Annotated in this window: 8 protein-coding genes and 2 pseudogenes; 4 read left to right on the top strand and 6 right to left on the bottom strand. The window is 57.7% G+C overall.

Annotation, left to right across the window (positions count from 1 at the left end):
• Positions 1 to 84 precede the first annotated feature (84 nt).
• From AU14_RS04120 to AU14_RS04110, 3 genes are all read right to left on the bottom strand, one after another.
• Complete coding sequence (locus AU14_RS04120; RefSeq protein ID WP_148312715.1) at positions 85 to 324, bottom strand: hypothetical protein; 240 nt, start codon at positions 322 to 324, stop codon at positions 85 to 87.
• A gap of 68 nt (positions 325 to 392) precedes the next feature.
• On the bottom strand, positions 393 to 713 hold the full coding sequence (locus AU14_RS04115) for a hypothetical protein (RefSeq protein ID WP_041339153.1): 321 nt from the start codon (positions 711 to 713) through the stop codon (positions 393 to 395).
• Between the two features lie 26 nt (positions 714 to 739).
• Entirely contained in the window at positions 740 to 1960 is a 1221-nt protein-coding gene (locus AU14_RS04110; RefSeq protein ID WP_041339150.1) for a hypothetical protein, read from the bottom strand.
• A 397-nt stretch (positions 1961 to 2357) separates the two neighbouring features.
• Between AU14_RS04110 and AU14_RS04105 the strand changes: the two genes are divergently transcribed.
• Entirely contained in the window at positions 2358 to 4352 is a 1995-nt protein-coding gene (locus AU14_RS04105; RefSeq protein ID WP_041339147.1) for a hypothetical protein, read from the top strand.
• A gap of 37 nt (positions 4353 to 4389) precedes the next feature.
• Here AU14_RS04105 and AU14_RS04100 read toward each other — a convergent pair whose 3' ends face one another.
• A complete protein-coding gene (locus AU14_RS04100) occupies positions 4390 to 5541 on the bottom strand; it encodes a helix-turn-helix transcriptional regulator (RefSeq protein ID WP_041339144.1) in 1152 nt (383 codons plus the stop codon).
• 172 nt (positions 5542 to 5713) lie between these two features.
• Positions 5714 to 6576, bottom strand: a pseudogene (gene trxA, locus AU14_RS04095) (thioredoxin).
• Positions 6577 to 6818: 242 nt separating this feature from the next.
• Here trxA and lon point away from each other — a divergent pair.
• Positions 6819 to 9269 carry an endopeptidase La gene (gene lon / locus AU14_RS04090; protein ID WP_041343598.1) on the top strand — a complete coding sequence of 817 codons (2451 nt, stop codon included), beginning with the start codon at positions 6819 to 6821 and terminating at the stop codon, positions 9267 to 9269.
• A 44-nt stretch (positions 9270 to 9313) separates the two neighbouring features.
• Here lon and AU14_RS04085 read toward each other — a convergent pair.
• Positions 9314 to 9813, bottom strand: a pseudogene (locus AU14_RS04085) (MarR family winged helix-turn-helix transcriptional regulator).
• Between the two features lie 451 nt (positions 9814 to 10264).
• Between AU14_RS04085 and AU14_RS04080 the strand changes: the two are divergent.
• Together AU14_RS04080 and AU14_RS04075 are read left to right on the top strand one after the other, a co-directional pair.
• Positions 10265 to 11152 carry a tetratricopeptide repeat protein gene (locus AU14_RS04080; RefSeq protein WP_407942847.1) on the top strand — a complete coding sequence of 296 codons (888 nt, stop codon included), beginning with the start codon at positions 10265 to 10267 and terminating at the stop codon, positions 11150 to 11152.
• Between the two features lie 195 nt (positions 11153 to 11347).
• The gene (locus AU14_RS04075; RefSeq protein WP_041339141.1) at positions 11348 to 12460 is read left to right on the top strand and encodes a branched-chain amino acid ABC transporter substrate-binding protein; all 1113 of its coding nucleotides are present in this window, start codon (positions 11348 to 11350) and stop codon (positions 12458 to 12460) included.
• Positions 12461 to 12571: the final 111 nt, after the last annotated feature.

Raw genomic sequence — 12571 nt, 5'->3', positions numbered from 1 at the left:
AGGGTGCGCGAGTGCATCAAGGCACGGTGCGAGAGTAACCGATGAATTCGGGGGCCGTCGAAGCGGCCCCGCTTGCGCGTTTCATCACTGACGACTTGAACGGCGAGCTTTCCAGGACGGAATCACCCAGACCATCAACGCGCCAAACGCGACCCCAAGGACACCAATCAGGACTACCCGCAGATCGGCGCTGTCTAGCAGACCGGCCTGGTACGTCTGCACCGCCTTGAGACCTGCGATCAGCAGCCAGGGCGTAAACAGAACGAGGGCGCTCCAGCCCATGAAACGCTGGATCCTCCGACGGTCTTCGTTCACATTGGCCATAAAAACCTCCGCAAAGAATTCCTGCAGAGATACTGCAACCGCCGCCGTTTGGATCAGGCCAATGCGCACTAACGGCTCGACTTGGGCACAAAACCGTCCGACTTATCCTTGAGCCATTCCACAAAGGTTCTCAGCTCCTCCAGCTCCACCAGTTTGTCCCGGGTATTGAAGTTCAGACCCAACTCGAACTCGGAGCAGGCCTTGTGGATGGCGTTGTGACAGGGTCGGCAAACCCATAGCGTGCGGGTGATCATGTCGTCCCGCTCGTACAGCTTCTGAAACCGCTTCTTACGATGCAGGCGCTTGGGAATAAGGTGGTGCCGAGTGAGTTTGGCGACGCCACGTAGACAGAGTTCGCAACAATCTGGTTGCGGCGGCAGTTGTACCATGTGCAATCAGCCTTCCGTTGAGTCCGTTATCGGAGCAACCGGAAATACTGATCCAGCAGATCGGGATCATTAAAATGCCGGCGCCCGACAAAAGATACGGCGTGATGGCCCCACTGGCGCATCGCCCCAGCCGAGACGACACCCGTGGGCCAGAGCAGGAAGCGCTCCAGCCGCTCCGTACCGGCAATCAGACCATCGAGCCCATAGAGGCGCCCACCAGCCCAGGATCGTCCCCGCAGACTGTCAAGGGGCTCCATGCGATAGGCAAGACCGACTTCCCGGGCAAGCGGTTCCTCAACGTCTTCAGCAAATTGAATCCCGACCAGCTGGTGATCGCCCGCTGAGAGCGACAACACCGGCGCCCCCGAGTTTTCCGGCAGCTCACCGAGCACCCACAGATGTTCATTACTGAGATTCACGGAGGGCCTCGGGCGCAAACCATCCTTCACCAGCAGCCATTGGTGATAACAACCACAGGGATGGATGCTGTCGTACACCAACGCTCGACCCTGATCGTCGAGCGTGACCCGCCATACCAGGCCGTCCAGCGCCCCCGCGTATATATCAGGCCAGGATTCCGCAGACCGGGCAGCAAACCAGATCAGATACACCAGCTGGGGCTGAATAATGCCGTGGACGTAGCTGAATGCCAGCTGGGTAAACACCACGGGTTCTAGATGAAACCGCAGTTCACCGTCGGTGCCACGACCGGGCCGGCCAGGCTGGTCATTACGGTCGAGGGTGTCGATACGCCAGGCTGGCGCGTGGTGACGGAACAAATCATCAAACACCTGAGCTTCGAACACCGGAATACCGAGACTGTCCCGAGTCCAGCCGCCAGCAGTGTCGGGAAGTTCCAGCTCCGGCAACTGCAGGCGGTAACTCTGCCACTTGCCCCGGGGGCTGTAGTGGTCAAACCGCTCCGCCAGGGCTCCCATGGTCACGCGCGCTCGCCAATCCACAATCGGCGCCACCAACGGGTAGAGCCCGGCGATTTGAGCACCGGTGCTGTAGCTATCCGGCACCTGCGAAACACGAGCAAGTTGGCCCCACCGAGCATCATTCTCAGCTAAAGCCGCGATGGCGAGACCTGCGCATTTCTTGAGCCCGACCAGCCATTGAGGCGCCTGGGACGGTCCACCCTGCAGCTCGTATCGCCAGGCCTGCAGTGCTTTAACATGGGCGCGCGCCAACCAGTCCCGGCGCTGGTCCAGCGACAACTCAGACAGCTCGAAACTCGCCAGCAAGCGATCAATGCGCAGATAGGGAAAACCGGCGGCGACCAGTCCTGGGCATCAAAACGCCCATCGGTGGCGACTTGGGAGTGCCAGCGTTCAAATTGCTGTTCGCAAGATGTCGGCAGCGCCATTACTGGCGTGTGAAAGGCTGGGCGGGCAGCACACCCGGCCAGAGTTGCCAGCAACAGCAGGACAAGAGGCGAGAGCCCATTCAGCCGTACCACGCATCCACCCCACTGTCAGCTTGTCTTCACAGTGGGAGGCGGAACGAGCGAATAGGTTCCCTACCGGACCAAGCCTCGCCGTGCACCAACCCAATTACCCCTATATGGGGGTAATTGATCACAAAAAGTACATGGTAGGTTCAGCCTGCACGACACCGTTCTTTTCGATAAGGAGTATTGATGTGAAAAGGAACCAATACCTGGTCCTGGCCGGCGCTTTGTCATCATCCCTTCTTCTGGCAGGCTGCGGCTCTTCAAGCAGCAGTGGCTCAGATAGCGGCTCAGGCTCAAGCCAAAACAGCGAAATTTCAGGCACAGCAACCGCCCCGGCTGGCGCTGTTGCTTATTACGAACCTCGTAGCGCCATCGAAATCGCCCTGAATTTTATGATCCCGCCAGTCGCAGCCGCAATCACCGGCCTTGACCCCATCGGCGGCGCCACCGTGGAATTAATTCGGGTGGACGACAACGGCGACCAGGTTGGCGAAGTGCTGGCAACCACCAGCACTTCGATCACCGGTGACTACACACTCACCCTGCCCGAGGGGGTGAATCTTGCCGGCAACCTTGTGGTCAGAATTACCGGCCAGAACAGCATCTCGCTGCGCGCTCAGGTAGTTGAGCAAGATGTGGACATCTCACCCGTGTCCGAATTTGTCCTACGTAAATTCATTACCCAGGGAGCAAAGCTGGACCAACTGGTGGTAAACGACGTGGTCAAACTAGAGGGCCGGGTCGAGGCGTTCGACATCACCCTGTCTGATTCCAATAATCTGGAGCAGGCCTTTGCCGCCCTTGATCAGCAGGTCGGTGATTTTGTCGAGAATCAGGTTGCCGTAGTGGCTGCCGGCGAAGGCGACAGCTCGGGCATAGCTGGCAACTACCGCAGTGCGGCATTCGGTTTCGGGCTCCACGATAGCGACCAGGACACTGTCGGCACCTACGCCACCGATCTCTGGGCCGGCGAGTTCTCTTTTGTCGACGGCGGTAACGGAGCCGTGACAGTCACCCACACCTCCGAAGAATATGCGTATGGCAGCCTTTCAGGCCCCGCCCTGAACCAGAGCGGCGTATATTATGAAACAGGCGTGGATAACTTCGCCGAAAGCTTCCAGGCCACCTACACCGCCAACGGCATCCTGTCGATTTTTGGCGAATTCGAAGAAGACATCGATGGCGATTACGGCTGGCGCTACCCCGCCCACACCTACAATCTGCAACAGGTCCCCGATACGGGCTTGTTCTTCCTGATCACCAATGAAGCGGCCGTACGTTACGGCACGGTAGATACTAATGACGACGGTACGAAGGATGCGGTTGACCCTCAGGCCAAGCAAGGCGATGAGGTCTTTCGTTCCCTGGAGGTTTTCAGCCGATCGCCCTCAGATTTCACCAATTCAGACCTGACAGGAACGTTCGGCCGTGTGTACATCGGAACCTGGATTCAAAGCGATGTACTTGAGGTGGAAACCGAGATCAACACTCTGACCTTCCACGGCAATGGCACCTTTGACTACGGCGCAGTTGCTGGCCATCGAATTGGCCTGGAATCGGCATCCCCCTCTCCCATCTATAGCCAAACCTCAGAGAACGCCACAAACGATATCACTATCGACATAAGCGCTGACGGTGACATCTCTACAGTCGGCGGCCAAGCGGCAGATGGATTTATCAATGACGATTTCAACGTCTTGGCCTTCGCTGAATCTGGAGGAACAGACCAGCAGTCTGCCGACGTAAATAAAACGTTGATGGTGAAATTGCCGACCGAAACGCCAACGTTCACGGGCAAAACCTATCGCCTACTGCTCAACTCTCTGACGCTCGGTGACGGTGAAGAACTGACCATGAATTCAAGTCAATTCAACACCTATCTGACCATGACATCGGAAACGGCCGGCACCATTGACGGCACTTTCTTTGAGGTCAGAAAATCCGGACTTGGTGGTGACATTACGGTGAGTACCGAGGACGTGAGCGAGACCCAGGTCGACGTTAATCTGGGCGGGCCTGAACCGACAACGATGACAATCAGCGACGAGGAAGGCACAGCCACTCTGCAAGGATTCTTCAACGAGAGCGCTAGTCTGGGGGTATTTAACCTGCGTTGGCAGGCCGCCGGGCCCAGTGAGCCAAACGAGCTCGGCTTGGTGGTTCTGGTGAAAACTGAGGGATAACCGCCGACAGGCGCGGGGAGAGCCTCGCGCCGACGGCCTACCGCATCAACGCTGAGAGAATGGTGCTGATCAACTGCCCCTGCCTACTCTGTCCGGTTTTCAGGAACACCTGCTTGAGATAACTCCGGAGAGTAGCCTCACTCTTATGCCGGCGTGCGGCAATGTCTTTCAGGCTCATTCCCTTCACTAGATCCTCACATAGCTGAGCCTCCGACCGGCTCAAGGAAAAGTAGTCCTGAATCATCACAGCATCGGGAAAAACTCGCCAGGCGGAGTCTGTTACTGTCACCAGCACCGCACCGGTGACCAGTTCATTGCGCTTCAGCGGCTGCAGAGTCATCAATAATGAGGACGCGCCTGGCCGAGACACAATCAATGTTTCCGGCGTGTAATCGCGGCCCTGGACGTCCGCCTGCACAACCCGGGAACTGATCCGGAAAAACGCACTCTGGATCTTCTTGTCATCGAACTCAAAGCGGCGCTGACGCAACGATATAACCTGCTCCTGCTTCAGCAACTGTCGCCCACGCTCGTTCGATACCATCACCGCGCCGGGGTTATCGAGCACGAACCCGGCATCAGGTACCAGATCAATCACCGCCGACAGCGCCTGAACCGAGCTTGGCGGTTGATGCAGATTTTTGGCCAGACTCACTGCCTGACGGATAAACGGCACCAGCCGATTCATGGCTGCCAGCTCCTCGGGAAGGTATGGCCCCTGAGCGACGGTGCGCTGTACGGTTTGAAGGGTGATATGAGTATCGGAGGCTTCAACCACCAGCCACGCAGAATCCAGCATGCTCTGATCCGACTCCCAGCGGTCGTAATCGTCACCGGGCGGGCCGTCTTCTATGAGTGGCAAGGCAGACTGAAAGGTTCCGGGCGGCTGGCCAATCGCATGATTGGTCACCGCATCGCTGGCAATCATGTTGTTGTCGAGATACCAGCCAATGAATTCGTCAGACAGGCCTGCATACCAGATGTGCTCAATGCGCAATGGCGATTTGCGGACAAACACCAACTGGGCGGCACAACCATTGACCGACTTCATCAGAAGTGACAGGTAATCGTGGAACCCGGTGTCATTATCCAGCGCCTGATAAAGGCTCTGGATAAGTTCGGCTTCGTTGGCGAGAAACGAGCTATCGGACGTGAGAGGTGACGCTTTTGGTGATTCCAGACCGGACATTTCGCATTCCTGTTGCAACTCTTCCTGACACCATCGGCGCCGGCGACCCGAATCAATTTATAGGAAAAGCACGTGGTATGTCTCTAAGGACGACTCATATCGTCCCTTTCCGACAACTTCGTTTGCCAAACAGGAGCGGGAGTGCGGAGCACTGAGGCTCCGCACTCAGCGGTCAGTGCATCAGGGTGTAGAGCTTACGCCGGTAGGTACGCACATCCGGGTTGTTGTTACCCAGTTTGTCGAAGAGTTCGATCAGAGTGGTCTTGGCAGCCTCGTCTTTGTACTTGCTATCGACCTGCATCAGGCGGATCAGCAAATCCATGGCCTCGGCATTATTCTCCAGCAGCACGTGGTGCAGCGCTAGCTGGTGCAGCGCGTTCGGGTCTTTCGGATCCTGCTCCAGCGCCATCTCCAGATCCTTGATCGGCGGCAGCTCGGCCGACTGCTTCAGGAATTTCACCCGGGCGGCCAACTGCTTGGCCTGATGCTGCATTTTTTCTTCCGGTGGCAGGCTTTCCAGCACCTGCTCGGCGGTTTCCAGATCACCCGCTTCCGCCTTCAGCTGCGCCAGATCAATCAGCACCTTGAGGTTGTCCGGGTCCTTCTGGTTCATCTCAGCAAGGATGGCCGTGGCGCCGTCCACATCGCCGGCTTCCCACAGGCGATGGGCTTTGTCATAGGGATCCTCTTCCGGAGCCTCAACGTGTTTGTCGAGCACCTTGCGGATCTCGCCCTCGGGCAACGCACCGTTAAAGCCATCAACAGCCTGACCGTTCTTGACCAGAATGATCGTGGGCAGGCTGCGCACGCCCAGACTCGACGTCAGCTCCTGCTGCTCATCGCATTGACCTTGGCCAGCAGAAAGCCACCTTCGTAATCGTCAGCGAGCTTTTCCAGCACCGGCGTCAGTTGCTTGCAGGGCGCGCACCAGTCGGCCCAGACATCCACCAGAATGGGCGTGTTGGCCGAAGCCTCCATCACCTGCTGCTGGAAGTTTTCCATCGTAGCTTCAAAAACGTACGGAGAATTGCTCATGCATTGCACCTGCAAAAATCGGATGAATCATTCGGGATGCCAGAAACCATGGGGTCAGACCCCGGGAAATCAAGGCGCTAGCAACGGTTTAGCGAGCAACCGGCAAGCCATTGGCGAACAAGGCTGAATCCTTGAAATAGCCGTATCTGCCGTTACATAGGAAAGAACACGTCATTCCGGTCGCACCCGCGCTGACAATGACCGGACGATACCACACTCTTTTCCCGGGGATGTTTCACGGCATGAATGACGAAAAGCACACAGGCTCATTTGAAGAATTCGAAGAGGACCTGACCGAGTACATTGGCAAGGATGAGCACAGCAAGAGCCTCGCCCTGCCCCAGCAGATGATGCCGACGCGCATGTACGTGCTGCCGGTGTCCAATCGTCCGTTTTTCCCGGCCCAGGTCCAGCCGATCATGGTCAACCAGAACCCCTGGCAGGAGACCTTGAAACGGGTTGGCGAAACCGACCACAAGGTGCTCGGCATCTGCTTTGTGGACGAACAGGAAAGCGAGCAGGACATTCCCGGCAGCGAAGAGCTTGAAACCATGGGCTGCGCCGTGCGCGTGCATCAGGCCCAGCACGAGAGCGGCAAGGTTCAGTTTATCGCCCAGGGCCTGCAGCGCATCCGGATAGTGCAATGGCTGCGGCGCAAACCACCTTACCTGGTGGAGGTTGAATACCCGAAAGAGCCGCAGGAAAACCCGGACGAGCTGAAGGCCTACACCCTGGCCATCATCAGCACTATCAAGGAACTGCTGCGTACCAATCCGCTCTATGGCGAGGACGTGAAGCAGTACCTGTCCCGCTTCGGCCCGGACGACAGCTCGCCGCTAGCCGATTTTGGCGCCTCCATGACCAGCGCTCCGGGCCAGGAGCTGCAGGACGTACTCGATACCGTGCCCCTGCTCCGGCGCATGGAGAAAGTCCTGTTGTTGATGCGCAAAGAGCAGGAAGTAGCGCGCCTGCAATCGGAGATCAGCGAAGAGGTAAACGCCAAGGTCCAGAAGCACCAGCGCGAGTTCTTTCTGAAAGAGCAGTTGAAGGTCATCCAGCGTGAACTGGGGATGGCCAAGGACGACAAGACCGCCGACGTCGAGCGCTTCGAACAGCGCATGGCCAAACTGGACCCGCCCGAATCGGTGCGGGAGCGTTTCCAGGACGAGGTTCAGAAACTGCAGGTGCTGGAACAGGGCTCGCCGGAATACGGCGTTACCCGGAACTATCTGGACTGGCTGACCCAGGTGCCCTGGGGCGTGCATTCACAAGATCATTTCGACCTGGCCGAAGCGAAACGCATTCTCGACCGTGACCACGATGGCCTCGACGATGTGAAGAGCCGCATTGTCGAGTTCCTGGCCGAGGGCACCTTCAAGGGCGAAGTGAGCGGCTCCATCCTGCTGCTTGTTGGCCCTCCGGGTGTGGGCAAGACCTCCATCGGTCATTCCGTGGCCGATGCCCTGGGGCGCAAGTTTTACCGCTTCAGTGTCGGTGGTATGCGCGATGAGGCCGAGATCAAAGGCCATCGGCGCACCTACATTGGCGCCATGCCGGGTAAGTTTGTGCAGGCGCTGAAAGACGCCAAGGTGGCCAACCCAGTCATCATGCTCGACGAAATCGACAAAATCGGCGCTTCGTTCCAGGGCGACCCGGCCTCAGCGCTGCTGGAAACCCTGGACCCGGAACAGAACCGGGAATTCCTCGACCATTACCTGGACGTTCGCATGGATCTGTCCAAGGTTCTGTTCATCTGCACCGCCAACCAACTGGACACCATTCCCCGGCCCCTGCTCGACCGCATGGATGTGATCCGGCTGTCCGGCTACATCGCCGAGGAAAAGCTGGCCATTGCCAAGCATTACTTGCTGCCACGCCTGCTGAAGCGGGCCGGACTGCTGAAAAAGCAGCTCAATCTGACTGACGCGGCGATCAAACAGGTGATCGAGGGTTATGCCCGGGAAGCCGGGGTCCGCAGCCTTGAAAAGCTGCTGCACAAGATCATCCGCAAAGGCATTGTGAAATTACTGGAAGAGCCGGGCACCCCGATCAAAGTTGGCGTTTCGGATCTGACCGAGTACCTCGGCCAGCCACCGTTCCGCAAGGAGAAGGCACTGAAAGGCATCGGTGTGGTCACCGGTCTGGCCTGGACCGCCATGGGCGGCGCGACACTTAGCATTGAGGCCTCGCGCATCCACACCAATCAGCGGGGCTTCCGATTGACCGGTCAGCTTGGGGAGGTAATGAAGGAGTCGGCGGAAATCGCCTACAGCTACGTGTCGTCCAACCTGAAACGGTTCAAGGGTGACCCGACTTTCTTCGACAAGTCATTCGTGCACCTGCACGTTCCAGAGGGCGCAACACCCAAGGATGGCCCCAGCGCTGGTGTCACCATGGCAACGGCGCTGCTGTCCATCGCTCGCCGTGAATCACCGCAGCAGAACCTCGCCATGACCGGCGAGCTGACCCTGACGGGCCAGGTACTGCCCGTGGGTGGCATTCGGGAAAAGGTCATTGCGGCGCGCCGGCAGAAGATCAGCAACCTGATTCTGCCGGAAGCGAACCGGGGCGATTACGAGGAGTTACCAGAGTATCTGCGTGAAGGCCTGACGGTAAACTTTGCCCGGCACTATAACGATGTATTCCAGGTCTGCTTTGGCACCAAATCGGCCAGAGGGGCAAGCGTTCACTAACCCGGCCGCTCAGTGGGCGTGGCTAGCGCCCACTGCGACCAGGCTCAGGACTTGGTCTCGGACTTCCAGCCGTCTTCGCGCAGCACCGGGCCCACGTGCAGCACCGGTGAGGCATCGATGTCATCGGCATCCATCATGTTAGCCACGCGTTGGAGCGAGGCCAGGATCATGGTCTGTTCCCACTCATCGAGACTCTGAAACTTCTTGATGAAGTCTTCCTGCAGCGGATTCGGGGCGCGAGCCAGAATCTCGTCGCCCTCCTCTGTCAGGTGCGCGTGCACCTTGCGCTTATCCTGGTACTACGCACCCGATACACCAGATTCCGCTGTTCCAACCGATCCAGAATGGTCGTGACTGTGGCCTGACTCAGGCTGACCTTGTCGGCGATGGTGCCGATGGTCACTTCTCCCAGGGCACGGATGGTCCGCATGATCAGCAACTGGGGGCCGGTCAAGCCGGCGTGCTTGCTGAGACGCTTGGAATGGAGATCTGTTGCACGGATAACCCGCCGCAGAGCGACCAGTACCTGCTCGTAATTCTGCACTGTGCTGCTCCGGTCCGGGGCAGATGCTCCGGTCTGTTTAGAATCGGGGGTGTCGAGGGAGTTGGGGTTCGCACCCTTGTTGCTCGCCATTGACGTTGGCCTCATTCAAACGAAAGCCCAGCCGAAACTGAGCCACTGAAAACACCAGATTTATTTATAACACTAACTATTAGAGGTCTCCACACCACAAATTGCAAGTGGCCACATTTACCTAGCGGTCGACGCACTCGCTCCCATACCGGCCAATTCAGGCTTGGGGCATTTTTTCCGGCGGCCACTATGCTATGGTCAGCAACTTTCTGAAAACCCGAATAACGGAAGTCGCCCCATGATCAGCCGAAACCTGTACCGGTTCCTTTCTAGCCGCCCGACCTCCGGCATTTCTGCAGGCCCAATCGGCCCGGGTCAAATCCGCGCCATCCTTATGACCTTCACGGCCCTCGTGCTGGTCATGACGCTTGTTGCGCCCGCTCAGGCCCAGGACCCGGAAACTGTAGGACCCAATGGCAAAAAGGACGTTACCTCTGCCGATGTCGCGGCGGCCCTTGCGGACCTTGAAGAGCCCATGTACACGCCGTTCATCGAGCTTTACCTGCTGGAAGAAAGCAAGGCCCTGCGCAAGGAGATGCAAAACACCCGGGCCGAGCTGATCGAAAAGGTGGTTGATAAGGAGCTGTCGGTAGCCGATAAGACCATGTCCTACGCCACCGACACGGTCACCTACTTCTTTTATCTGATCGCCGGCGCCACTTCTATTCTCGTTGTTATCGGCTGGAACTCCATCCGTGACATGCGTAACCAGCTCACCAGCCTGGCCGAGAAGCGCGTCAACGAACTGGTGGTGGAATACGAAAGACGGCTGGAGGGCATTGAGGATCAGCTAAAGCAGAAATCCGACATCATTCACCAGAACCAGGCAGAGATTGAGCGCACCAACGAAGTGCATTCGCTCTGGTTGAAGGCAAGCCAAGAGACGTCGCAGCAGAACAAGATCGCGGCCTACGACCAGATTCTCGACCTCCGGCCTGACGATGTCGAAGCGCTCAGCTATAAGGCCGACGCTGTACTGGAAATCCAGGAACCACTGTGGGCTATCAGCCTGTGCCAACGGGCGCTCAAGCTGGCCCCGGACAACGGCCATGCCCACTACCAGCTGGCGTGCGCCTACGCTGAGATTGGCCGCTGGGAAGATGCTGTGACAACCTTACAAAAAGCGATAGACATTTCAGAAGCTTACCGTGACGATGCCTCGGTAGATCTGAGTTTTGAACACCTGCGTGAGCATGAAAGCTTCCGCACACTGGTTTTTACCAACCAGGACGACAGCACGGACGCATGACACTGCTCGGAGCGGCACAGGCTTGCTTGCAAGCTGTACGCCTGGAAGCTACCGGCTGTTCAAATCAGCCAGCTCTTTCGGCCCTGTGTTTTCAGACAAACTCTGGCCCAATCTGCTTGACAAGAACAGGGGTGTGGTGTTTGTTTAACTCTCTGAGAACACAAGAATAACCCTGAACCAAACAGGACAGACCTAATGAGAACCTCAGTAAAAAAACTCGCAACCGCTGTTAGCACTTCTATTGCACTGATGGGCGCCGGCCACGCCGCCGCCGAAATCCAGATCGGCATCGCCGGCCCTATGACTGGCCCTGTTGCCCAGTACGGTGACATGCAGTTTTCCGGTGCCCGAATGGCCATCCAGCAGATCAACGCCAATGGCGGTGTGATGGGTGAAGAACTCGTTGGCGTGGAATACGACGACGTGTGTGACCCCAAACAGGCCGTAACCGTTGCCAACAACCTGGTGAACGACGGCGTTCGCTTTGTGGTTGGTCACCTGTGCTCCAGCTCTACCCAGCCCGCGTCTGACATCTACGAAGACGAAGGTATCCTGATGGTTACCCCGGCTTCCACCAGCCCGGAAATCACCGAGCGTGGCTATGAACTGGTATTCCGCACCATCGGTCTGGACAGCATGCAGGGGCCGGTTGCCGGCAACTACATTGCCAGCCTGAACCCTGAGCGCGTTGCGATTGTTCACGACAAGCAGCAGTACGGTGAAGGCATCGCCACCGCCGTGCGTGACACCCTGAAGGACAAGGGCGTTGAAATCGCCATGTTCGAAGGCATCACCGCTGGCGACAAGGACTTCTCCTCGCTGGTCACCAAGCTGAAGCAGGCTGACGTGGACTACGTTTACTACGGTGGTTATCACCCGGAACTGGGTCTTATCCTGCGCCAGGCGCGCCAGGGTGACCTGGATGCCGTATTCATGGGTCCTGAAGGCGTTGGTAACAAAGACATCAACACCATTGCTGGCGAAGCGGCCGAAGGCCTGCTGGTAACCCTGCCACCGAGCTTCGACCAGAAAGCTGAGAACCAGGAACTGGTTAAAGCATTCGAAGGCAAGGGCGAAGATCCTTCCGGCCCGTTCGTACTGACCTCCTACGCGGCTGTCCAGCTGATTGCCGACGGCATCACGAAGGCGGAATCTACTGATCCGTTCGACGTAGCGGCAGCCCTGCGCGGCGGCGCCTATGAGACTCCGATCGGCACCGTTGAATACGACAAAGCCGGCGATATGAAATCGTTCGAGTTTGTTGTGTACGAATGGCATTCAGATGGAAGCAAAACTCCGGTAAACTAAGCCAAATCGTTAACAAACGGTAATTTTGAGAGCACCTTCTCACCGCGATCCGGGAGAAGGTGTTTTTCTAGGCTCCTGTTGAACCTCCCCCACTCTCGGTTCGGTTATCCC

Source organism: Marinobacter similis (genome assembly GCF_000830985.1).
GTDB classification, from domain to species: Bacteria; Pseudomonadota; Gammaproteobacteria; order Pseudomonadales; family Oleiphilaceae; genus Marinobacter; species Marinobacter similis.
This window is presented reverse-complemented; position numbering and strand designations above follow the sequence as displayed.